The following is a 23,168-nucleotide window of genomic DNA, read 5'->3' on the forward strand; positions in this document are numbered from 1 at the left end:
ACTTTAAAAATATAATTTACTTACAAAAATAAATTCATGAAAAGAGGAACTTTTATGACAAATACAAACGAAATTACAAAAGAAAAGATTATGGAGGCTTTTCATTTCAGACATGCATGTAAAGAATTCGATCCTATGCACAAAATTTCAGAAGAGGATTTCAAATTCATTTTAGAAACAGGCAGATTATCTCCTTCTTCTTTTGGATATGAGCCTTGGAAATTTATTGTCGTACAAAATAAAGAATTAAGAGAAAAACTACAACCGTATTCATGGGGCGCTGGTGGGCAACTTGCAACAGCTAGTCATTTTGTTATTGTTCTTTCAAGAAACATTAAAGATATGCATTATGATGCAGAGTATATTAAATATATGATGAACGATATTATTGGATTGCCTGAAGACACTCAAAAAATTAGATATGAATTCTTCAAAAAGTTCCAGGAAACAGATTTTAACTTATTACAATCCGATCGTGCTGTATTTGATTGGGCATCTAAACAAACTTATATTGCTTTAGGTAATATGATGACGAGCGCAGCTCAAATCGGTATTGATTCTTGTCCAATAGAAGGATTTGATAAAGAGGAAGTAGATTCTTTACTTCGTCAAGAAGGCATTATACAAGACGATAACTTTGAAGTATCAGTTATGGTTACCTTTGGTTACCGTAAAGAAGAGCCAAAGCGTGATAAAACAAGACAGACTATGGATACAATTGTTGAATGGATTAAGTAATATAGCACAGACAAATAATGCTCCTAATAGCTGTATACTCATACTAAAGAAGAATGAATTGTTTTCTTACGTATGAATTTGGTTTTTCATGGAAAGATATGTTAGTATGTATACAGTTTGAGTGCTCTATTTTTTAGAGTCGAACAGGAGGAGAATGAATATGTCTGATATTGAAGTTGGCGAAGTGTTTACTCTTAGTGATGAGAATAACGAAGAGCAAGAAGTAGAAGTACTTGGAGCGATGGATGTCGAAGGTGCAGAGTATATTGCTGTTGCCTTTGTTGAAGATATCCAAACAGAAACTGAGGAAGACATTGATATTTTCTTTTTAAAAGTAGAAGAAGATAATGAGTTTTCATACATTGAAAATGATGAAGAGTTTGATAAAGTATCTACTGCGTTTGAAAAGATTTTGGATGAGCAAGAGCAAGAATAGTATGAATGAAAAACACGCGGGCGGATGTATATCCGCCCTCTTTTTATTTATTACTCATCCAGAGACTCACGCAGTAATTGCAGTACATCTTTCATCGCAAAAGGTCCATCTTTTTTAACATGTTCCGCAAATTCTGAAACGAGACGTAATGTTCTCACACTTTCGATTGGATGTTCTCCTGATGCACTTTCAGCTGAAAGCATAACTGCATTCGTCCCGTCCAGTACAGCTTGAAACACATCAGTCACCTCTGCCCTTGTTGGAATAGAATGATCTACCATAGATTGAAGCATTTGTGTTGCTGTAATGACATATGTATTCGTTCGATTACATTCCTGAATCATCATTTTCTGTAAAAGCGGAATGCATTGATACGGTAACTCTACTCCTAAATCGCCCCTTGCAATCATAATTCCATCTGCTTCTTTACATATATCTTGAAAATTCTCGATTGCTTCCATCGTTTCTATTTTTGCAATTACATTAGGTGACGTTTCTTTATACTGTTGTATAAAATCTCGTATTTCTTTTATATGACTAGGTTTTCTTACGAAAGAACACGCGATAAAATCAACATTCTCTTCTAAAAGAAACTGAATATCTTTTTTATCTTTCTCTGTAATAGCTGGTAAACGAACAGCCGCATCTGGTAAATTAACTCCTTTATGAGATGAGATATTGCCACCTGTTTTTACCTTCGTTTCTATTTTATCCGTACTTATCTTTTCAACAATTAATTCAACTTCTCCATCATTAATTAAAATTCTACTGCCTACTTTCACATCATTCGCAATTCCTTCATAATCAACGCTTGCTTCTGTATTACTCCCTGTAACTGGTTGTGTATGTAAAATAAAAGAATCTCCTGCCTGAAGTGTAATTTGCTCTCCCTTCACTTCACCTAATCTTATTTTAGGACCTTGTACATCACCCAAAAATTTAATAGAGTCATCTAATGATTTCACTAAACGAATGATGTCTTTATGACTTTCATGCGTGCCATGCGATAAATTCAGTCGAACAATTTTCATACCATTCTTTATTAACTGTGCTAACGTTTCTTTATTATTACTTGCGGGTCCAATTGTACAAATTCGATCGATTGTCATTTTTGTCACCATCCTTTTTTTAATAAGTTTCCCATATGAACTTAAAAATAACAGAGATTCTGACATGAATAGATTTAAATTTACATGAATTTCATAAAATTAAACCTGTATCCCTTGCTGGCTAAGCATTAGAAGATATATTCGCTTTTTTGCAAATGAAGACATGTTGAATCGAAAGTAAAAGAAAAGTTAAGTATGGGATAAACCATTGAGAGTTTCGAAATTTTCATATATTGTATAAATTGAGTTCGAACTCAAAAATTTAAAAAGGTGGGAAAATTAGTGAATATGAAAAAATCTTTATCGGTGACAACTTTAGGGTTAGCGATTTTAGGTTTTGGTTTTACTAATAACGCAAGTGCTTCAGAGGTCGATACTGTAGACAAGCAGCCCGTTTTAGTTGACTTTGATACAATTCAATCAACAAAAACATCTAGTGTTCCTAGTTTGACTGTTGCAGTTGCACCTAAGAATGACTCTAACATTAGCGTATATACTCCCTTTTTTGGTAACCCATATGCAGTTGCTAAATCGAAATCAACTACGACCGAAGACTATGTTTATGCAAAAGCAAGAACTTTCAATGGCGATGGCTCATTAGTGAATACGAAAAGTAATAGTGCAAAAAAATCATCCTTTGTAAGTGCTACAGCGACCAACACAAGCATCTATTATGGAGATGATTACGCTATCGGTAATCATACCTATAAATTAAGTGGTTATAATGATGTGAATCACGAAACAAAAGCTTTCTGGTAAGAAAGAGAAAAAAGATATGCATCTTGCATATCTTTTTTCTATAATATTTTACATATATTGAGGTGCTATTTATGAAACAAATATATATTATTAGCGGTGTTTTACTTATTTCATTACTTACAATTTATATTTTGTTCAATACTTCATTCATACAACCTCATCCACCTTCCATAGAAAATAAACGAGAGCAACAAACCAATACTATTTCTTACGGATTGAAGGATAATCAAGGCCAACATATTAACAATGGTAGTACAATTACTAGTGAGGATAATAAAATTAATGTAACATTATCATTCGTACATACTATTAATGAAAACCGAAAATATGGATTAATTGTTCTAGAAGATTACGAACAAAAACCTTTTAAAATAGAAGATACTACTAATGAAATATCACACTATTTTTTTGATATGAAACCAAACAGTTCAATTACTACGAAAATCTCTTTACACACTTCTCCTAATGCAAGTGAATTAACCTTTTTAATAATTAAAAAACCTGAATACAAATTAAAAGATAATAACTTAAATAAAGCAGCTATTTTAGAAGATATTCTAAGTATGCGATATTCAATGCATCCTCTTCAGAAAGAAAACGAAAAAATAAAACTCTCCCTTATAGATCCAGATGCTATTTTAAAAGATGGTCTTTACGAACCATTATTTGTTACGAACCGTGAAGAGAACTTACAAACTGTCTTCTTTGAAAAGGAAGGCAAGCAATTAATTTTATCAAACGGTAATGAAACAAATGATGAAATGACTTACGCAATCGTGGCTTTTAAAGATTGGAAACAAGTTGAAATATTTAACAATAGAAAAGTCGTTTATACTAAGGTTGCACCTGAAACGAGGCAAATCTTTAATTTCACATTGCCTTCAGTGGATCAGGAAAGTAATTTGCAACTCGTCGCTTTTCCATTTCCTTTTAAAGTTAGCGAAGAAGATTATGTTAGTCAACAAGCATTCAGTTCCTTTCGTATCGTAATTGAAAATGAAAATGAATAAGTTATACTGTGCACATTACAACAACCAAAAAAAGCCTACTCACACGAGTAGGCTTTTGAAACTATGAAAGTTTCGTCAATAACTGATTTAAATCTTTTTTCGTTTTCGTCGTTAATGATTTCATTTTATTAATATCGATTTTTTCTTTCTCCGCTCCTACAATTAACGGATACATACTTTGACCGATTGTTTTAGAATCCGTCGGATGTGATGCTTCTAGCTCTTTTTCAATCACATCCCACTTTTCATTAATTTGTTTGCCAAGCTTATTCACTGTTTCCAATTTTGGATTAGCAGCTAACTGCTTGTCCAAGCTATCAATTAATGCTACAACTTCTTTAACATTCGTTTTCACAGCAACACTTTTCTTCGGATCTTTCGTTGTCTTTCCGTTATTGTTTGTGCTTGTACTTGTGCTTTGATCTGTTGTTTTCCCGCTAGTCGTTTGATCATTCGTTTTTCCTGTCGTCTCTTTTTCTTTTGTTTTTACATTTTCGTTTTGAGTTGACGTTTTGCCGTTACTTTCTGTCCCTGATGATTCTTTCGTATTTTTTGCATCCTTATCTGTTTTTTCATTTGAAGAAGTATTTGTTTCTTTTTCAGTATCTTTCGTTGTTTTTGACGCTTCATCTGCACTTGTCGTTTTTGCTTCTCCATCATTTTGCGCAGTTACTTGCTCTTTCTTTTCCGTTTCTTTATCTGCTGAAGGACTACAAGCTGCCATAGTAAGCATTGTACCAATTGTTATCGATGCGATAGCGACCTTTTTCATTTTCATATAAATCCCCCTATGTTTTACATAATTTATCCTCCCCTTTACGATTCGATTCCCCCTTAAAAAATCCCTTTTCATACGAATTATCATCTTTCCGACAGTAATCTTCATAATAATACGTACAAAAACTGATAAACTCATTTTAATATTCGAGTTTCTTCTACTTCATTTTTCTACTCGCAAGTAAAAGAAAAAGAGTATATTGTCACATTAAGAATTACTATCTTCATATGACGATATACTCTTCTATCAAATTTTTATCTTTCTTGACATTTTATTTATACAAAAAAATAAAATTTTCTTTCGTTTTTTGTTTCTCAACATTTGTTAACATAATATTTTTATGAATAACCACCATTCGAGTGAATGACTTGCCCAGTAACCCATTTCGCTTCTTCACTTACTAAAAAAGAAATTAAGCGCGCAGCATCCACCGGTTCTCCTACTTTACCTTGTGGGAACTTCCATACTAAATGATGCTTCAGCTCCTCTGTAATCCATCCTGTATTCGTCGGTCCTGGATCTACAGCATTCACTGTAATCCCCTTCTCCATCGCAACTGGTGCTACTGACTTTGTAAATGCTTCAATTGCCCCTTTCGTTGCTGCATATGCAAGTTCATCTGGCATTGGACCTACTGACTGTCCCGAAGTAAGATTAATAATACTCCCGCCCGTTTTAAGTGAATAATGTTTTATAAACAATGAACTTAATAGCATAGTAGCCCGAACATTAACTGTATAATGTTTATCCAACTGCTCTACATCTAATTCCTCAATCCTCGTATGAGTAGAATATACTGCATTATTAACTAGAATAGATGGATCACCTAACCGTTCTGATACCATATAAAACAAACGATTTGGCGAATAAGACTGCGATAAATTGATTTCTGCCATTTCACATCGAACATCGTAACTTTCAATTTCCTTTTTCAGCAAAAAGGGTTCTTGATCACTCATTCCCCATGGCATCGCTTTATCATACTTTGGCCAGTACGTGAAAAAAATGTCTATCCCCTTTTGAGCAAGCACCTTGCATACAGCTGCACCAATTCCATTCAGACGAGTTGCCCCTGTTACAATTGCTATTTTCTTCACCTTTTTCTCCTCCATCTATACACAGATCCCCTGCATGAATACAGAGGATCTATCTTCTTATTGAATATTTGACAGTATACGTTCAGCACCTAATTTTAACATTTTAATAAAGATATAATTTACAATCGTAAACATTACAAATAAAACGATAAACATAACCCACAGTCCGACATGAAGGAAGAAGTATAATACACTTACTCCCCCCACAATAATTAAAGCTATTAAAATATTAGCTAAAAAATTCCATAAAGTTGTATATCGACTTTTAAATAATTTCTGCTCTGTATCCCAATGAATATCTGCAGTTTGCGCGTCCCAGCGTGTTCCGATTAAATTAATTAATAACAACCCGTTCGCACTTAGTAAAAACCACAGTATCATAAAAACTGGAGAAATCCCAGCTACAACTGCCATCGTAATACCGAATACTGCTAAAATGATCACATTAATTAACCAAGCAGTGATTGCTTTCGCAAAAAAGATATCCGAAGCCTTTACTGGTAAATAACGATTCACAAACCAAGAGCTTCCATCTCGCGAAAATGACGTTGTTGCAATGACGTTACTACCCATTAAAAATAACGATGCACAAAGGCCAACACCAATTGCAAATCCTGTTGTCTTTGGATTGTTAATATACTCTGTAATAAACTTTAAGTTTCCATCTTGCACAAATAAAATAAAGAACAACATAATTGGCATAACGAAAGTTTGTACAATGCAATTTAAGAAAAATTGTGGTGTACGGAATAACGTTTTAAATTCTTTTTTCACATACGCTTTTAAATGCGAACTTTGTACTGTTGATTTCTGTAAACCTTCCGCCGAAATAACTTGTTTCTTTGCTGTACTCGTTGAAAGTCCAATAACCCCTTTTAAATATGTACGCTCTGCTATGTAATAAAACAACACAAAGAAGACAAATGAAATAACTGCAAAGATTATTACATATAAAGGTCCCTTCCAATTTGCATTTTCTACTAATGCTACTGCTCCAAAATATGTAGTTGGAAAATAGTTTGTCATTTGTACTAAAAGAGAAGACTGGTTGTTTGCAAGGTAATCCGCAATTGCATCTTCAGAAAACGAACTTTTATTTTTCCACTGCAAAAATACGTTAATTCCTACAATAAATAGTATACTTACGATTCCAATAAATATATTTCCTCGGTCTTTATTTTTCGCTATATTTGTATACCTCATAATAACTGTCATCAGTAACGAAGCTAGTACTAACGGCACAATTGGGAAGAGTAAGTAAATGAAAATCATATATATGTAATATGTAATAAATGCTCCACTTTTTAAACCGTACGTAATAAAGATCGGTAATAAAATAAATGAACTCATTACGTATTGTGTAATTAATACTGTTAAAAATTTGGCTGAAATAATTTGCGCTGGTTTTAATGGTAATGGTAATAACATTTCAATGTCATTGCTGTAGTAAAATACAGTTAAAATGTTCGTAATACTCATTAAAAATACCCATATACTCGCAATCGCAAGTCCCATTGCGATAATCATTCCTGGATCTTGCCCTAAATGTATCATTCCCTCATACATTGCATGCGTGATAGAACCAAACAGTAAAAAGCCGACAAATAAAATAGCTGCAAATGAAAATACATACGCCCATCGCTTCTTCTTATCTGTTATAAAATCTGCGTAATTTAACTTTAATAGTACCTTCGTTAACGTCCAAATTTTACTCATTGCCCGTCATCTCCAAGAACATTTTTTCAAGTGATTCATTGGATTTAAAATGATCTCTCATTTCATCTAAATTTCCTTTAAACTGCAAATTCCCCTTATTAATAATAGCAACCCGGTCACATATTTTTTCCGCTACTTCTAATACGTGTGTAGAGAAAAATACAATCTTTCCTTTATCCGCATGCTCTCTCATCATTTCTTTTAAAATATATGCAGATTTCGGATCAAGCCCAGTTAATGGTTCATCTAAAATCCATACATCTGGCTCATGTACGAGCACACCAATAATAACGATTTTTTGTCTCATACCGTGCGAATAACTTTGAATTTGATCAGATAAAGCATTATAAAGATCAAACTTCTTCGCTAAAGACTCTATTCGTTCTTGTCGTACTTCTTTCGGCACTTCATACATATCGGCCATAAAGTTTAAATATTCAATTCCTTTTAAACGTAAAAACATATCTGGGCTATCCGGCACATAACCAAACGTCTTCTTCGCTTCCATCGGCTCTTCCATAATATTTTTTCCGTTAATCGTAATAGTCCCTTTGTCCACCCCGTGAATGCCAGTAATCATCTTAATTGTCGTGGATTTACCCGCACCATTCGGTCCTAAAAATCCAAAGATTTCGCCGCTAGGTACAGATAAACTTAAATCTTTTACTGCATAAGTAGACCCATTATAACTTTTTGACACATTCGTAATTTCAATCATTCCATCCAATCCTTTCCTTAATTACCAAATAACTATATTGATATTATAGCATAGTTCTATTTTAAGATTTTTACATTTTTCAGTATATTTAACCTTTAAAATAAATATACACCCCTAATCCAACAACTAAAACGACAGCTAGTATAATATAAATCATTGTTAAGCGTTTAATATTCCCCTTTGTCGCTTTGCTATAATTTGCATCACCATTCCGCCCAATTAACACCGTCGCAATGACAGTAATCACTACAAGTAATACAACGATCATGATCCAAGTTAGCATTTCTTCCTCCCCCTCCTTACAACCATTTTACAATATTATCCTCTTTATTTCGCAGCATATTTCCTCTTTTTACTATTATTATGAAGCAAACTGGAAAACTATTATTACCATTCCTATCCAATTGTGATATGTTTGTAACATAACGTGACTTATTTCTAACAACGTAAGGAGGACCTATCATGAAAACAACTTGGATAAAATATTTAGGATTTCTCGGTTTCTTCGGTTTCCTCGGATTTTTTTATGAAAAAGGATTGTTTACTATGTTCTGTTTCTTCTCCTTTTTCACATCGTATAGAACAGTTCAACACGATGAACTGTTTGAACAAATTGTCAATAAATCGTGCCGCAATGCATTTATCGTTACATTACTAACTACTGCTATCATTATATTTATTGAAATGTTATTTCCAAACTCTACGCTACAAGAGATTGATATCGCTCTTATTTTCGGCACACTAATTCTTACATTCGGTTTTTCTATGTTCTTTTATGATAAACCTGTTGATGAAATGGAAGATGCACCATGGCGTTCGTAACGAAGATAAAAGAATACCGCGCAAAATTGAACATGACACAAGAAGATTTAGCGAAGAGCGTTAGTGTGCGACGTGAAACAATTAGTCATCTCGAAAAAGGTAAATACAATCCTTCCTTACAACTTGCTCACGATATAGCGAAGGCACTACATAGTACGATTGATGAGATTTTTATTTTTGAGGATAAATAAAAAATACCGTCATTCTTTCCAAGAAGAATGACGGTATTTCTCATTGATTATCCATATAAAACCGCATGAAATACGCCTAATAGTAAGTATTGATCCTGCATGTAATCTTCATCATATACATTCATCTCAATGTAATACATATCTTCCTCAAGACGAATATTCCAATCTGCAATTACATAGCCCTTTCGTAATAACTTTCCCATTCCAAATGAAGTTTTATGAACAACATATTCTTCTGCCTTATATGTAAAGGTAAATAAGAAATTTGCATCCAATAACTTTCCGTCACATACAAGTATTTCATGCTCTGCATCATGATTATCTTTGTACATTACTAAAATCTTTCTTTGGCGCTGCCTACTTACATCCTTTGCAATGACGCGAATATTGTCCTTACTATCCTTTATTTCATAAATAATATTACTACCAATTTTCGGAATAAAATCAAGCACTCTCATCAGCGTATTTTTATAATAGCCCCTTACTACACCTACTTGCTCACTTCCATTATAAACCTCTATCGGTGTCGTATCTGCTTTGCTATCACACGGTCGTTTGTAAGAGAGCTGCATCATTCGCTCTCCTCTTAAGTACTGATCAAACGTCACAGGATATTCTATCATGCGCAGTTCTTTATTTAACTCATACAAATAGCGTTGAACACTCTCTATTAATGTTATAGTAGCTATACGCTCTTGAAGTTCAAATTCTTGCCAGCTGGAAAAAACATTCCATTGATTATGATCCTCTTCGTAGAAGAAACTAAGAATTACCTCTTCACGGTCAGCCGTTTCATATTTCATAGGCACGTTCTGCCCATGTTGCACTTGTTCCATCCACTGTCCTAAATAAATGCCCAGCTCTGCAACCTTCATACATGATTTTTGAAAAAATACGCTGTCACTCGCGCAAATCGTTACATCTCCTTCGATAAAGCCCTTTGAATAAGCATCATACCGTGGCTCATCCTTCTGCGGGAGATTCTTGTCTAACTCAAATAAAAACGTTAACATTCTTTATTCACCTCTAGTTGTTACACTAATCATACATGACATCGCATCACGCTAGGAAACTATTTATATACGCATATTTAATTCACGCATTATAACACGTGAATGACCTTGTATAGTAGCTCTATTTTTTTGTTCTATATCTTAGTATATAAATTTATATGAGCGATTTTTCAAATATATCTATCGCAACTTACAATATATCAACGATTTTTCAAATATATCTATCGCAACTTACAATATATCAACGATTTTTTCAATATATCTATCACAACTTACAATATATCAACGATTTTTTCAATATATCGATTTTTCGACAAATATCAGCACAATTAAAATGAAGCTACCTTTTCTTCAGCCACTTCTACAATTTCTAAAATTTGTAGAAGACTCTCCATTTCATAAGTCGGATTAACACTCGTCTTATTCTCTTTCAAACTCGGATTATACCAACACGTATCAATGCCGTAATCTTCTCCGCCTTTCATATCAGAAGTTAACGAATCTCCAACCATGAGTACGCTTGATTTATCTGTAATCCCAAACTTTTCAAACGCATAATCAAAAATCTCACGTGCTGGTTTTTGATGACCAACTTCTTCAGAAATAATAATGTGATCAAAGAAATTACATAAAGGCGAATTTCCGATTCTTGATTGTTGCACCTTCGTATATCCATTCGTAATAATACCTAACTTGCAATCTTGTAGATTTTCACATAATTGTACTGCGCCTTCTATAAGATGTACTTCTTTCCCTAAGTTTTCAAGATATACATCACTAAATTGCTGTGCATCTACGTCTATATTATGAAGTGCAAATAATTGTCTAAATCGATCTACTGCTAATTCACTTAGCGTAATCATTTTATTTTCTAAATCTCTCCATAATCCATTACTAATCTCTTTATAGCTTGCAAGATAATCATTATACCCTGTAGGCATATCAAACTGTACAAACGCATTATGTAATGCGTGTCTTTCCGTTTCAGGGAAATCTAATAATGTATCATCTACGTCGAATAATATAACTTTGTATTTCATGATGTTTTTCTCAACTCCTATATTCTCATAGCATAATTATAACAACAATAAGAAAGGGAGGCTAATTAAAACCAGCCTCCCTTCTTTTTACTTTTCTTCCAGCAGTAACACTTTCATTTCTTCTAACGAATCTTTCGTAAAGCCAAGAGCTTTTTCAGCGTATGCTTCAACTGATCCGTATTGCTTTTGAATTTCACCAATCGCAGCTTGCAAGTATTCAGCACGTGCTTCAAACATTGCACCTAATATTGCTCTGCTCTCATCGTTTTGTAATTTCGCACCTAAAAAGGCCATCATTTTTTCATTTAACTTTTCACGGAATCCGTTACTTAATAAGTAATCTTCCATTACTGTTTTTTCCGGTATACCTAGTAAAAGTAATAATAATGCTGAACCAAATCCAGTACGATCTTTTCCAGCTGTACAGTGGTTTACTAACGGTAAGTTTTCCGGGTTTTGCGCTAAGTTTAAGAAGCTCACGAATGCCTCGTTGCCACTTACGAAATCTTGATTCATTTTCACAAGATACTCACCTGGTTTTCCTAACATAGAAAGGTCACCAACTTGGAAAAACTCATTTATATTTAAGTCTTTCGCTAAGTCTTGCATAACTGGTAAGCACACTTGACGAGCACCTGTAATCTCAGGATTTGGCTTATGCTTTACCTCAAAGTCTGTACGATAGTCACAAATTAACTTTAAACCACACTTTTGTAAATAGTCGATATCCCACTCTGTTAGTCCTGCTAATTCTTCAGAACGGTATAATTTGCCCCATTTCACTTTACGTCCATCTGTCGTTTCATATCCACCCATATCACGGAAGTTAAACGCACCTTGTAATGGCAATCTACGCTCAGCTACTGTTACTGCTTGTCCATTACTTCCTACTAATCTAAAATATGGACGTTCATTTTCACTCGGGTTTTCAATTGTATATGATAATTCCCCATTTACAGTTGCAAGTAATTCTCCAGTTTCTTCAATATGTTCTGGTGAAGTACTCCAATAAATACGAACTTCTTCTATATTATTTTCCCATTTTATTTGTAACGTATTATCTTCATTTCTCTCTACAGTTGCTTGTAGCCAATTTCTTTGCTGCTCCATTCTTTCACCAACGCTTTCTCTTATAGTCAAATCTTACTCTATTTTATTATAGGAATAACTACTTTGTCGTTCTCATTTTTCTTTTTATCTTACAAACAGGCGAAAAGTTCTTTTACTTGTTCAAAATTTGTACATGGATTACCGCGAAATACGTATGCGATTTGTTCATTACCTAAATCTTCGTATACAACTGTTCCGCGATTAGGGTGCGAATAAAACTCTAACCCGTTTATAATTTGTTTTGGGCCATAGTTCATTGTCCATGAAGAAATAGGATAATACGCTTTGTTTTTATGTCTACAAACCCAAAGTGCATATAGTTTATTAACTTCGTCCCAGTATACATACTGCGTTTCGTCATTTCCGAAACCGACCGATTCAAGTTTCCAATTTAGTTTTTCATGAATTAACAAATTTACATAGGATACGTCATCTGGAGCATTCCACTCTCTACATCTTCCTATCTCACCCATTTCACTTCTCTTCGCTTGAAAGCTTAATAAGTGAAATGATGTATGTAATATCGTTTTCCCAAGCTCCATATTTACTGGTTGTAATTCAAATAGAAATCGTTCCATTTCGTCTTGGTTTACATATCCATGATCAACAGAAATTTCAACTTGTGTTTTCCATATAGATGTAACGTAACTTTCTTTTCCTTTATAATTTATACCTTTCCAATACACAAGCCCTTTATATTGAAAACAATCTCCTTTTGCTTGAGAAATACAGCTATCCGGAAATACTGGTTCCATTATATCGAGAAAAAATTCCTTTACTCGAAACATCCCAGTTGGAGTAACAACCTGAAACCAAAAAGTTCCCCACTTTTCACCTTCATAACGTTCTGAAACTTTTTCAACATTCCAGCCTTCTAACAATACATTTGGATACAGTAACACGAATGAATGCATGGATTGCTTTAACATATATAGTCCCCTCCCGCTATACGAGTTCGAGAGTATACATCATTCATCCTCCTAAAACTTTCTCACATATCTCTCAGTTGAACTAAGCAACTGACATCCGTTCTTTTCAAAAACATCCTTCATCCACTCATTTTGCATATTTGTCTCACCAATATAATAAGATGCACCTATTTCCTTTAAGACAAACATCGCACCTGCAAATAATGCGGCTTCATATCCCTTATTACGCACATTTGGAGTAACTGCGAAGTACATAAGTTTTCCTTCTTCTAACGTACCTCTTTCAATATGCGGGATTACAATTCCTATCGGCTTTTCATCGACACTCGCTGTTAAGCAATGTTCTTTCCATTGCTCACCAATTTCTTGTAGCATCATATGCACAAATTGATCATGAGCGACTGGTTCTCCCGTCGCTTCATTCCACAGTGAATAAAAAGCCTCTTCTCCAACTTCTTCAATAAGCTTAAAATCAATTTCACTTTCTACATCTTCTACTTCGTATATATCTTTAAATACAATCATGTTTTCCGTAACATATTCAAATGAATACGTTTCAAAACATTTTTTATACACATCATAATTTGGACTTTTTGAAGAGATTTCAAAATGTAGTTTTTCTAATCCATCTTTTTTAGCTTCAGCAACGCAATATTGCATCATTTCCTCTAATTGCTCTTCTGTAAAAATCTCTGCATTATTTTCTTTTATCATAATAGAAGAAGCACTTCTTCTTATTTTAAAATGTTTTTCTAACTGTTCTATCGTCGTCATATTCTTCCCTCATCTATATCATACTCGAATTTCTAATCGTTCTCCTTGCATGAGCAGGATTGTCCTTGAATATATAGAATACTAGAAAAGATCGCATCTTTAAAGTGCGGAGGAGGTTCTCCATTGGATATTACAGCATTGCAACAACAGTTAGAGCTTATACAACAAAATGACTATACGCAACTGCAACATATAGACGTAAATGAGTTAACTTTGAACATGCTTCAGTATATCGGAACGACTGATAGCTACGTTCGTTACCAACTTATATATAAATGTTTTGCGCATTTCATTCATCATGAATTCCTTATGGACGATCAGCTGAAATTACTTCTGCAAACTTGTTTAAGTGATGAGTATTTATATTGTGACATTTACTCCCCACATACAGATGGGGTTTTCACACGTTCTTACACTGTTTCGTTAATTGCGTTAATACTCCAATTCGCTAATTCGCACTACTTTTGTACAGAGGAGGATATCGAAGAAATAAAAAATAAACTCATTACATACACAAACTTAGAAACGGATTTTCGGGGCTATATTGAAAATAAAGGATGGGCTCATTGTCTTGCTCACATATCTGATGCCTTTACTGAAATTGTTCATAATACGTATACAACTTTTGAATGGTACGAGGAGTTAATTCATTGTTTATTAAATAAAATCTTTATTCCATCTGATCTTTTTCATAATAACGAAGATGAGCGCATCGTTACTCCATTACTAGCAATGCTGTATCATGATTTTCCTCAGAACGATTTAATTTCTATTATTCATAAAAAAATAAAAAGGCTTCCTCAAATTAGAAAACGCCTTTCGCTTAATGAGTATTGTATTTTATGTGCTAATATTAAAACCTTTTTACGCACATTATTTTTCAGAACGAAAGATGACCATAACTTAGCCTTTACAGCACGTAAAACAGAAAGAATGTTAAAAGAACTTCCTAACTATTATTAAATACAAGGAGCAATGACATGGGTTATATTGAAGATATGAGAAATCTAGTAGGAAATCATCCACTTATTCTAATAGGATCACACGCCATTATATTAAATGAAAAAGATGAAGTATTGCTGCAACTCCGTACAGATTTTAACCGCTGGGGCATTATTGGCGGTGCCTTAGAATATAACGAAACGTTAGAAGATGCTTTAAAACGAGAAGTGTTTGAAGAAACTGGACTTATTATTAAAAATCCAGAACTATTCCGTACATACTCAGGGCCAGATTTCTTTCAAATCTATCCAAGTGGCGATCAAGTACACGGTGTACTCGTTGTTTATATTTGCCGAGAATTTTATGGTGAACTTGTATGCAATCAAAGTGAATCAAAAGAACTACGCTTCTTTTCACTTAATGAATTACCTAATAATCTTCCTCCTGTTATCGAGAAGATTATTACAGATTATCTAAAAAAATAAGGGAACGCTTAACGTTCCCTCTCAAATCCAATCCGTTTTTTAATTTCTGCTAAATTTATCTTCGCAATAGCGCGTGCCTTCTCAGCACCGTTTTCTAACGCCTCATATAATAAATTCGGCTCATTCATATACATAGTGTATTTCTCACGAGGCCCAGCTAACTCACGATCTACAACACGGAATAGCTCTTTTTTTACATCGCCCCATCTGATTCCAGTCTCATACTTTTCAAGCATCGACTGTATTTCATCTTCGGTCGCAAACTCTTTATATATCATAAATAATGTTTCTAATTCTTTCGGTTCATTTGGAAGTGAAGAGTCTGTTTTGATTTTAAATATTAACTTTCGAAGTTTTTCTTGCTCTGAAAATAATGGGATTACATTTCCGTAACTTTTACTCATTTTCCTTCCATCAAGACCAGGTAAAATAGCTCCTTCTTCTTGTATGACATACTCCGGTAGTGTAAATGTCGTGCAAAATGTATGATTAAAATACGTCGCAATATCACGCGCGATTTCAATATGCTGAATTTGGTCTTTTCCAACTGGTACATGGGTAGCTTGAAATAATAATATGTCAGCTGCCATTAAAATCGGATACGTATATAACCCCATATTCACTCCTACATCGACCTCTAACCCCGCTTCTTTATTTTGCTCCACCTTCGCTTTATACGCATGAGCACGGTTCATAAGACCTTTCGGAGTTAGGCAAGCTAAAATCCAAGCTAATTCTAGAATTTCCGGTACTTCTGTTTGCCGATAAAAAACAACATCTTCACCAAGTCCAAGTGATAACCAAGTAGCTGCTACCTCTTTCGTATAACTGCTGAACTTTTCTGAATCATGCACAGCATTTAATGCATGATAATCAGCTATAAAGTACAATGCTTTTCCTTCATTATTCTTTGACATTTGTAATGCAGGTTTAATCGCACCAATATAATTCCCTAAATGCGGATAACCTGTCGGCTTAATTCCTGTTAACATTATTTTTTCACTCACACTAACTCCTCCTTTCTCAAAATAAAAAGAGCCCCTCATCCTTAAAAAAGGACGAGAGACTCCCGCGGTACCACCTTAATTAGCTATCATTAGCTCACTTCATACTTCAATAACGTGAAGTAACCGTCTTTACCTACTCATTTCAGTTAGAAGCTCCAGAGCCCATTCCATATTCATCCCTTACTGATTTCCACCACACATCAGCTCTCTAAAAAGTTTCGAATATGTACTCTTCTCTTTCATTGCTTTTTCGTTATTTTTTACAGTTTATCACATTTCACTTCCAAACAAACCCTAATTTTCTATTTTATATAGCAGGAATTTCCACTTCAATTGTCTAATGTTATATAGGTTTGTTGAAATATTCGAAACAACTTTGGAGGTTTTTTCATGGTAAAATATATATCAATTTTAGGTTCAACAGGATCCATCGGCACATCTGCATTAGATGTCGTTTCAGCTCATCCTGAACATTTTAAAATCGTCGGTTTAACCGCAAATTATAATATCGATCTTCTTGAGCAACAAATCAAAACGTTTCAACCTCGTATTGTAAGCGTTGCGACAAAAGACTTAGCAGACAAACTTCGTACGCGTATTTCAGCAAATACAAAAATCACACACGGGACTGATGGCTTAATTGCAGTAGCTACTCACCCTGATTCAAATCTTGTATTAAGCTCTGTTGTAGGTGTTTCAGGATTACTTCCAACAATTGAAGCATTAAAAGCGAAGAAAGATATCGCTATTGCTAATAAAGAAACTTTGGTTGCAGCTGGACATATCGTAACTGAACTAGCGAAACAAAACGGATGTCGCTTAATTCCAGTAGATAGTGAGCATTCAGCTATTTTCCAATGTTTAAACGGAGAAAATAATAAAGAGATTGAGAAGTTAATTGTAACAGCTTCCGGTGGTGCTTTCCGTGATAAAACACGTGATGAAATGCAAACATTACAAGCAAAAGATGCTTTAAAGCACCCAAACTGGTTAATGGGCGCAAAACTAACGATTGATTCTGCCACATTAATGAATAAAGGGTTCGAAGTAATGGAAGCGAGATGGCTATTTGATATTCCATATGAAAAAATTAATGTAATGATTCATAAAGAAAGTATCATTCATTCTTTAGTAGAATTTATTGATGGATCAGTTATGGCACAGCTCGGTGCTCCTGATATGAGAATGCCGATTCAATATGCGTTTCACTATCCTACTCGGCTACCTTCTTCCTATGAAAAATTAAATTTATTAGAAATCGGTAGTTTACATTTTGAAAAACCAGATTTAGAGAAGTTCCCTTGTCTACAATACGCATATGAATGTGGCAAAATCGGTGGTACTACTCCCGCTGTATTAAATGCAGCAAATGAAATTGCGAATGCGCTATTCTTAAAAAATGAAATTGCCTTTTTCGATATTGAAAAAACAATTTACAAAACAGTTGAAGCTCATCATAACGTAAAAGATCCTTCACTAGATGCTATATTAGAAGCGGATCAATGGGCGCGCCAATATGCAAATGAATTGTTAATAAAAAAGCGCTAAAACAGTTCCCACTGTTTTAGCGCTTTTTTTTACGTATTCAACTTAACAAATCTATAACCGTGTGTAACTAACACTTTTAATATCGCATATCCTGGAATGGCTAAAATAATGCCCCTAATCCCGAATAAGTTTCCGGCAGTTAAAATGATAAAAATGATAGTAATCGGATGAATATCTAACTTTTTACCCATAACTTGCGGAGAAATAAATTTACCTTCTGCTAATTGTACAACCATCATAACGATAATTACTTTTAACACCATTGCTGGCGAGTCGATAAATGCGATAATTAACGCTGGTGTAATCGCGATAATTGGTCCTACGTACGGAACGATATTTACAATCATCGCTAAAATCGCAAGTAATACCGCATATTTAATACCAATAATAAGATAACCAATTAATAGCATAATACCGATAAATAAGCTGACGATAATTTGACCTCTAATATACGAGCTAATCGCATAATGCATATCATCTAGTATTCTCATTGCTGCTGGTTGTCTTTGCTCTGAAATAAACTTTAAAAAGTGATTCGGCAATTGCTCACCATCTTTTAAAAGATAGAACAATATAAATGGAACCATTACAAATGTCAAAACAACCTCTGTAACAGTACTCAAAAATCCAGTTACATTCCCAGTTACTGATGATAATGACTTTGTAAAATCAACTGTGTATTCTTTTACCATATTCGCAACATTAATATTTAAATTCTCCTGAATTTTACCGAGTAAATTACTTTCCCCGAATCTACGTGCTGCTTGTTCAATCTCATGGCCAAAATACGGTAAGTTATCAATTAATGCATCAATTTGATCTTTAATAATAGGGATAACCGTTACAACTAAAAATACAAATAATCCTAGTACGATTAAATATATGGAAGCTATCGATACGATTCTTGAAACACCTTTCTTTTCTAAAAGCGAAACGAATGGATGCAAAATATAAAATAGCACGCCTGCTAATAGTACTGGGAAGAAAATTGTTTTTAAAAATACGATAAACGGTGTAAAAACAAATGATATTTTTGTTAGCAATAAAATATTAATGAACAATAACGCAAATCCAAGTAATACCGCCAAATAATTTTGTTCTCTAAAAAACTTTCTTAACTTATCTCTTTTTCTTATATTTATTTTCTCCAATGAAACCACCTCTTCGAATGATGAAAAGCCCTTATTCAGGGCTCTTCATCATAATCTATATCTCTATTTCCTTGCAGCTTTCACTACAAATGATACAATAAGAATTAACACGATTGCACCTAATAATGCCGGCACGACATGAATCCCACCAAATGATGGCCCAAAGGATCCAAATAATCTACCACCTAACGAAGCACCTAATAAACCTGCGATAATATTTCCGAACATACCACCTGGGAAATTTTTACCTGTTATAGAACTAGCAATTGCACCTATAATAGCACCAACTATTAATGTGATAATCCATCCCATTTTTAGTCCTCCATTTCTATTATAGTTTGTATGATTCAATACAAACATATGTATTTATCATTGCTAATCATATTTCACTATAGAAATATATTTACTACTATTTTACATATGGAGATACATATATTATATGCAAAAAAGAAAAATATTGTCAAACTCACCCATAAAGCAATTATATTCATATACCATATTTAAAGGAGGCTTCATTGTCTATGATTCTTAAGTTAAATTCCACTTCTTTTGAAGTAGCAACATCCATTTTACAGGTTCAAATTCCAGCTTATAAAGTTGAAGCAGACTACTTAAATAGTACTGCCATACCTCGTTTATATGATACTGTAAACGATATTCAAAATTGCGTTGAAACATTCTATGGATATTTTTCTGAAAATAAACTTGTCGGTTTTATTTCTTTTGTACAAGAAGAAAAACTAATCGATATCCACAGGTTAGTTGTATCGCCCAATTTTTTTCAAAAAGGAATCGCAACGAAACTCCTAATTTATATATTTAACATGTTTCCCTCTTCAATGGCATACATTGTACAAACAGGTAAAGCGAATACCCCTGCTATTACTTTATATAAAAAACACGGATTCATTACAGTATCAGATACAATACTTCCTGACGGTATGATTCTTACGCAATTAAAAAAGACAGAATACACAAAATAATTTGACTTGTTCGCTCCTTTATGTTATTTTTTACTTTATAAAACCTTTTGCTGAGTCCAAATTTTGGAGCGGGGGAACCATTTTTGTAGCTATGCTACTTGGGGCGAATCTTTTTTAAGTAGGGAAACTCTCACTTCCCGAGTCCGACAGCTAACCTCGTAAGCGTAATGGGAGAGGAAGGTGCTTTTTGCCTATGTTACACATTTTGCCTCCTTAATTATAAATATGGGATCGATATCAAATAGTCACCTATATTTATAGAAAAGGAGAATGTATTATGTTACGTTTATCTGATCACGCAATAAAAATGATGGAGCAAAGACTTCGAATTGAAAAACAACGCACATATCAAGCAAATAAGGTTGTAGATAACTTACATCACAAATACTTCTTTCAGCATATTTTTCAACCGAAAAGATAAAGAAAATGTTTATTTAATATTAAAAAACACAAGGTGTGTCTTACAAAGACATTCCTTGTGTTTTTTATATTCTTTATAAAATTCTCACTACATTTAAGCTTGCTGTAATCGCACCTGCTATAGTAGTCACATGCCCTACACCTAACGGGCCATTTTGTAATATTAATGTTGAATTGGCACTCGTCACATTCACAAGAAGTGTATTTGAAATGGCTGGTTCGATTACTACAGTTGATGTCGTTACGTTTTGTATAAAACTCCCTGTTAGTTGCGTTCCATTTAATAGCAATCTAACAGATACTGTCTCATTCCCACCATTTGCATCCCCTTGAAAATAGTAGCTTACTAAATATATTCCTGGCGTCGTTACTGTGACTGTCGTAGCACTAGTTAAAAATACACCAGTTCCATATACAGTGGATCCAGAATTAATTGGGATGTTGGCATTTGCTGCAATTGTGCTTGTTGATGTAGAAAAGAAATATCCGCCACCTGTCGATATAGCAGATGATCCTGTTGCTCCAGTTAAGCCTGTTGGACCCGTTGCTCCTGTTGGGCCTGTTACTCCTGTTCCCCCTGTCGCTCCTGTTATTCCTTGTATGCCTTGTATTCCGGTCGGTCCAGTTGCACCAGTCAATCCCGTCTGGCCCGTTACTCCTGTTGGACCCGTTATCCCTTGTGGACCTTGGATTCCTTGTGGACCTTGAGGACCCGTTGCTCCCGTCTGGCCGGTTGCTCCAGCCTGCCCCGTTGCTCCTTGTGGTCCTTGGATTCCTTGTGGACCTTGAGGACCCGTTGCTCCCGCCTCGCCGGTTGCTCCAGTTGGACCGGTTGCTCCTTGTGGTCCTTGAATTCCTTGTGGACCTTGAGGACCCGTTGCTCCCGCCTCGCCGGTTGGACCGGTTGGACCAATTGGACCTTGTATTCCCTGAATTCCTTGAGGACCCGTTGCACCCGCCTGGCCGGTTGGGCCTTGTGGACCTTGCACACCTTGTATTCCTTGAGGACCAGTTGGGCCTATACTTCCTTGTGGTCCCTGAATACCTTGTATTCCTTGAGGACCAGTTGGACCTGTTATGCCACTCAGACCTTGTATGCCTTGCACTCCTTGAGGACCGGTTGAACCACTCGGACCTTGGATTCCTTGTAGCCCCTGTAAACCAGTTGGACCGGTCGCTCCCCTTACTCCTTGCTCACCTTGTATGCCTTGTATCCCTTGAGGGCCGGTTGCTCCTACCGGTCCCTGGATTCCTTGTAGACCTTGCGGACCAGTCGGACCGGTTACTCCTTGTATCCCTTGTGGACCTTGAATGCCTTGATCACCCGTTGGACCCGTTGCCCCCATCGGTCCCTGTACTCCTTGCAAACCTGTTACACCAGTTGCTCCGGTCGGTCCCTGTATTCCTTGTACCCCTTGAATTCCAGTCGCTCCTGTTGCTCCGGTCGGACCAGTTGGACCCCCTGGTGATCCTGCTGGACCGGTTGGACCAGTTGGACCTCCTGGTGGACCAGTTGGACCGGTTGCTCCAGTCGGGCCAGTTGCAGAACCTGTCGGACCAGTTATCCCAGTGGCTCCTGTTGGGCCGGTTGGACCTGGATCACCTTGTAAACCGGTTGGACCAGTCGGACCGATTACACCTTGCACTCCTTGTATTCCTTGTATTCCTGTTGGACCTACCTGCCCCATTTCTCCCTGGGGACCTTGTAAACCTTGAACACCAGTTTCCCCTTGTGAACCCATTGGTCCTTGCTCCCCTTGAATTCCTTGAGAACCAGTTGGCCCGGTTGGACCAATCGGACCCTGTATTCCTTGTATTCCGGTTACACCTTGTAAACCACTACCTCCTAAATTACCTTGCACACCTTGTATACCAGTATTTCCAGTTGGTCCAGTCGGACCAATTTCCCCTTGCACTCCTTGTATTCCTTGTATTCCTGTTGGGCCGGTTGGACCGATCTCTCCTTGCATTCCTTGTATGCCTTGTATTCCTGTTGGACCGGTCGGACCGATTGGGCCAGGAATTCCTTGTATCCCTTGAATACCAGTTGGACCAGTCGGACCTCTTTCTCCTTGTATTCCTTGAACACCTTGTATTCCCTGTGGGCCTCGTTCTCCCATAGGTCCTTGATTACCTTGAGAACCTTGTGGTCCAGTTAAACCAGTTGGGCCGGTTGGACCATTTTCTCCTTGCACCCCTTGCACTCCTTGTATTCCTTGTGGGCCGGTTGGACCGATTGGACCTTGTACGCCTTGTATTCCTTGCGGTCCAGTTGGTCCACCTAAAGCACCAGTTGGACCGGTTGGACCAGTGGGCCCCGTAATACCTGGCGGTGGAAAAGGAATAGGTGCTTGAAACTTACTACACTTATCTTGATTCTTCACAAGCATCT

At 35.6% G+C, this 23,168-nt stretch carries 26 protein-coding genes, 1 riboswitch and 1 other annotated feature; of the genes, 11 read left to right on the top strand and 15 right to left on the bottom strand.

Annotated elements, in window-relative coordinates:
* Nucleotides 1-54: 54 nt before the first annotated feature.
* Entirely contained in the window at nucleotides 55-738 is a 684-nt protein-coding gene (locus MHH55_RS10585) for an NAD(P)H-dependent oxidoreductase (protein WP_078186373.1), read from the top strand.
* 154 nt (nucleotides 739-892) lie between these two features.
* Entirely contained in the window at nucleotides 893-1,174 is a 282-nt protein-coding gene (locus MHH55_RS10590; RefSeq protein WP_002026117.1) for a DUF1292 domain-containing protein, read from the top strand.
* Between the two features lie 50 nt (nucleotides 1,175-1,224).
* On the opposite strand, the gene MHH55_RS10595 is transcribed toward MHH55_RS10590, so the two are convergent.
* The gene (locus MHH55_RS10595; RefSeq protein ID WP_000151079.1) at nucleotides 1,225-2,283 is read right to left on the bottom strand and encodes a pyruvate kinase; all 1,059 of its coding nucleotides are present in this window, start codon (nucleotides 2,281-2,283) and stop codon (nucleotides 1,225-1,227) included.
* Nucleotides 2,284-2,565: 282 nt separating this feature from the next.
* Between MHH55_RS10595 and MHH55_RS10600 the strand changes: the two genes are divergently transcribed.
* Both MHH55_RS10600 and MHH55_RS10605 read left to right on the top strand, forming a co-directional pair.
* The gene (locus tag MHH55_RS10600) at nucleotides 2,566-3,042 is read left to right on the top strand and encodes a XoxI protein (RefSeq protein ID WP_075678138.1); all 477 of its coding nucleotides are present in this window, start codon (nucleotides 2,566-2,568) and stop codon (nucleotides 3,040-3,042) included.
* Between the two features lie 71 nt (nucleotides 3,043-3,113).
* Nucleotides 3,114-4,052, top strand: coding sequence for a hypothetical protein (locus MHH55_RS10605; protein WP_075678136.1), 939 nt, complete (start codon nucleotides 3,114-3,116; stop codon nucleotides 4,050-4,052).
* A gap of 61 nt (nucleotides 4,053-4,113) precedes the next feature.
* Here MHH55_RS10605 and MHH55_RS10610 read toward each other — a convergent pair whose 3' ends face one another.
* The 5 genes from MHH55_RS10610 to MHH55_RS10630 form a co-directional block, all read right to left on the bottom strand.
* Nucleotides 4,114-4,830: a hypothetical protein gene (locus MHH55_RS10610; RefSeq protein ID WP_000782545.1), complete on the bottom strand. Its 717-nt coding sequence runs from the start codon at nucleotides 4,828-4,830 to the stop codon at nucleotides 4,114-4,116.
* Between the two features lie 338 nt (nucleotides 4,831-5,168).
* Nucleotides 5,169-5,927 carry an SDR family oxidoreductase gene (locus MHH55_RS10615; RefSeq protein ID WP_000716965.1) on the bottom strand — a complete coding sequence of 253 codons (759 nt, stop codon included), beginning with the start codon at nucleotides 5,925-5,927 and terminating at the stop codon, nucleotides 5,169-5,171.
* A 57-nt stretch (nucleotides 5,928-5,984) separates the two neighbouring features.
* The gene (locus MHH55_RS10620; protein WP_000036885.1) at nucleotides 5,985-7,643 is read right to left on the bottom strand and encodes a putative ABC transporter permease subunit; all 1,659 of its coding nucleotides are present in this window, start codon (nucleotides 7,641-7,643) and stop codon (nucleotides 5,985-5,987) included.
* Entirely contained in the window at nucleotides 7,636-8,361 is a 726-nt protein-coding gene (locus MHH55_RS10625; RefSeq protein WP_000570204.1) for an ABC transporter ATP-binding protein, read from the bottom strand. Before MHH55_RS10625 ends, MHH55_RS10620 begins: the two co-directional genes overlap by 8 nt.
* Before the next feature lie 88 nt (nucleotides 8,362-8,449).
* Nucleotides 8,450-8,644, bottom strand: coding sequence for a hypothetical protein (locus tag MHH55_RS10630; RefSeq protein WP_000958863.1), 195 nt, complete (start codon nucleotides 8,642-8,644; stop codon nucleotides 8,450-8,452).
* A 179-nt stretch (nucleotides 8,645-8,823) separates the two neighbouring features.
* On the opposite strand from MHH55_RS10630, the gene MHH55_RS10635 reads away from it, so the two are divergent.
* Nucleotides 8,824-9,183 carry a DUF3796 domain-containing protein gene (locus MHH55_RS10635; protein WP_000859210.1) on the top strand — a complete coding sequence of 120 codons (360 nt, stop codon included), beginning with the start codon at nucleotides 8,824-8,826 and terminating at the stop codon, nucleotides 9,181-9,183.
* Nucleotides 9,171-9,374, top strand: coding sequence for a helix-turn-helix transcriptional regulator (locus MHH55_RS10640; RefSeq protein ID WP_000896308.1), 204 nt, complete (start codon nucleotides 9,171-9,173; stop codon nucleotides 9,372-9,374). Before MHH55_RS10635 ends, MHH55_RS10640 begins: the two co-directional genes overlap by 13 nt.
* A 47-nt stretch (nucleotides 9,375-9,421) precedes the next feature.
* Here MHH55_RS10640 and MHH55_RS10645 read toward each other — a convergent pair whose 3' ends face one another.
* The 5 genes from MHH55_RS10645 to MHH55_RS10665 all read right to left on the bottom strand — a co-directional run bounded on the left by MHH55_RS10645 (nucleotide 9,422) and on the right by MHH55_RS10665 (nucleotide 14,240).
* The gene (locus tag MHH55_RS10645) at nucleotides 9,422-10,387 is read right to left on the bottom strand and encodes a tubby C-terminal domain-like protein (protein WP_000955105.1); all 966 of its coding nucleotides are present in this window, start codon (nucleotides 10,385-10,387) and stop codon (nucleotides 9,422-9,424) included.
* Between the two features lie 329 nt (nucleotides 10,388-10,716).
* The gene (locus MHH55_RS10650; RefSeq protein ID WP_017657573.1) at nucleotides 10,717-11,427 is read right to left on the bottom strand and encodes a YjjG family noncanonical pyrimidine nucleotidase; all 711 of its coding nucleotides are present in this window, start codon (nucleotides 11,425-11,427) and stop codon (nucleotides 10,717-10,719) included.
* A gap of 87 nt (nucleotides 11,428-11,514) precedes the next feature.
* Nucleotides 11,515-12,537 (bottom strand): tyrosine-protein phosphatase, encoded by a 1,023-nt coding sequence (locus MHH55_RS10655; RefSeq protein WP_017657574.1) that lies wholly within the window; start codon nucleotides 12,535-12,537, stop codon nucleotides 11,515-11,517.
* An 89-nt stretch (nucleotides 12,538-12,626) separates the two neighbouring features.
* Nucleotides 12,627-13,466 carry a hypothetical protein gene (locus MHH55_RS10660; RefSeq protein ID WP_011110255.1) on the bottom strand — a complete coding sequence of 280 codons (840 nt, stop codon included), beginning with the start codon at nucleotides 13,464-13,466 and terminating at the stop codon, nucleotides 12,627-12,629.
* 51 nt (nucleotides 13,467-13,517) lie between these two features.
* Nucleotides 13,518-14,240 (bottom strand): GNAT family N-acetyltransferase, encoded by a 723-nt coding sequence (locus MHH55_RS10665; protein ID WP_075678132.1) that lies wholly within the window; start codon nucleotides 14,238-14,240, stop codon nucleotides 13,518-13,520.
* Nucleotides 14,241-14,363: 123 nt separating this feature from the next.
* On the opposite strand from MHH55_RS10665, the gene MHH55_RS10670 reads away from it, so the two are divergent.
* Both MHH55_RS10670 and MHH55_RS10675 read left to right on the top strand, forming a co-directional pair.
* Complete coding sequence (locus MHH55_RS10670) at nucleotides 14,364-15,203, top strand: DUF2785 domain-containing protein (RefSeq protein WP_078186372.1); 840 nt, start codon at nucleotides 14,364-14,366, stop codon at nucleotides 15,201-15,203.
* Between the two features lie 17 nt (nucleotides 15,204-15,220).
* Nucleotides 15,221-15,667 carry an NUDIX hydrolase gene (locus MHH55_RS10675; RefSeq protein WP_075678130.1) on the top strand — a complete coding sequence of 149 codons (447 nt, stop codon included), beginning with the start codon at nucleotides 15,221-15,223 and terminating at the stop codon, nucleotides 15,665-15,667.
* Between the two features lie 8 nt (nucleotides 15,668-15,675).
* Here the strand turns inward: MHH55_RS10675 and MHH55_RS10680 are convergent, their stop codons facing one another.
* Nucleotides 15,676-16,674, bottom strand: coding sequence for a tryptophan--tRNA ligase (locus MHH55_RS10680; RefSeq protein WP_078186371.1), 999 nt, complete (start codon nucleotides 16,672-16,674; stop codon nucleotides 15,676-15,678).
* A 44-nt stretch (nucleotides 16,675-16,718) separates the two neighbouring features.
* Nucleotides 16,719-16,926 (bottom strand) — a binding site (T-box leader).
* Between the two features lie 138 nt (nucleotides 16,927-17,064).
* Here MHH55_RS10680 and MHH55_RS10685 point away from each other — a divergent pair.
* On the top strand, nucleotides 17,065-18,222 hold the full coding sequence (locus tag MHH55_RS10685) for a 1-deoxy-D-xylulose-5-phosphate reductoisomerase (RefSeq protein WP_048538234.1): 1,158 nt from the start codon (nucleotides 17,065-17,067) through the stop codon (nucleotides 18,220-18,222).
* A 29-nt stretch (nucleotides 18,223-18,251) separates the two neighbouring features.
* On the opposite strand, the gene MHH55_RS10690 is transcribed toward MHH55_RS10685, so the two are convergent.
* On the bottom strand, nucleotides 18,252-19,373 hold the full coding sequence (locus MHH55_RS10690) for an AI-2E family transporter (RefSeq protein WP_139362418.1): 1,122 nt from the start codon (nucleotides 19,371-19,373) through the stop codon (nucleotides 18,252-18,254).
* Between the two features lie 63 nt (nucleotides 19,374-19,436).
* On the bottom strand, nucleotides 19,437-19,685 hold the full coding sequence (locus MHH55_RS10695; protein WP_000539733.1) for a GlsB/YeaQ/YmgE family stress response membrane protein: 249 nt from the start codon (nucleotides 19,683-19,685) through the stop codon (nucleotides 19,437-19,439).
* Between the two features lie 209 nt (nucleotides 19,686-19,894).
* On the opposite strand from MHH55_RS10695, the gene MHH55_RS10700 reads away from it, so the two are divergent.
* The gene (locus tag MHH55_RS10700; protein ID WP_000601230.1) at nucleotides 19,895-20,356 is read left to right on the top strand and encodes a GNAT family N-acetyltransferase; all 462 of its coding nucleotides are present in this window, start codon (nucleotides 19,895-19,897) and stop codon (nucleotides 20,354-20,356) included.
* Between the two features lie 38 nt (nucleotides 20,357-20,394).
* Nucleotides 20,395-20,537: riboswitch (cyclic di-AMP (ydaO/yuaA leader) on the top strand.
* Nucleotides 20,538-20,633: 96 nt separating this feature from the next.
* A complete protein-coding gene (locus MHH55_RS10705) occupies nucleotides 20,634-20,777 on the top strand; it encodes a hypothetical protein (protein ID WP_000945243.1) in 144 nt (47 codons plus the stop codon).
* Between the two features lie 73 nt (nucleotides 20,778-20,850).
* Here MHH55_RS10705 and MHH55_RS10710 read toward each other — a convergent pair whose 3' ends face one another.
* Nucleotides 20,851-23,166 (bottom strand): BC_3345 family exosporium-associated protein, encoded by a 2,316-nt coding sequence (locus MHH55_RS10710; RefSeq protein ID WP_340880677.1) that lies wholly within the window; start codon nucleotides 23,164-23,166, stop codon nucleotides 20,851-20,853.
* Between the last annotated feature and the right edge of the window lie 2 nt (nucleotides 23,167-23,168).

Origin of the sequence: Bacillus sp. FSL K6-2944 (assembly GCF_038005385.1) — a bacterium.
GTDB lineage: Bacteria > Bacillota > Bacilli > Bacillales > Bacillaceae_G > Bacillus_A > Bacillus_A cereus.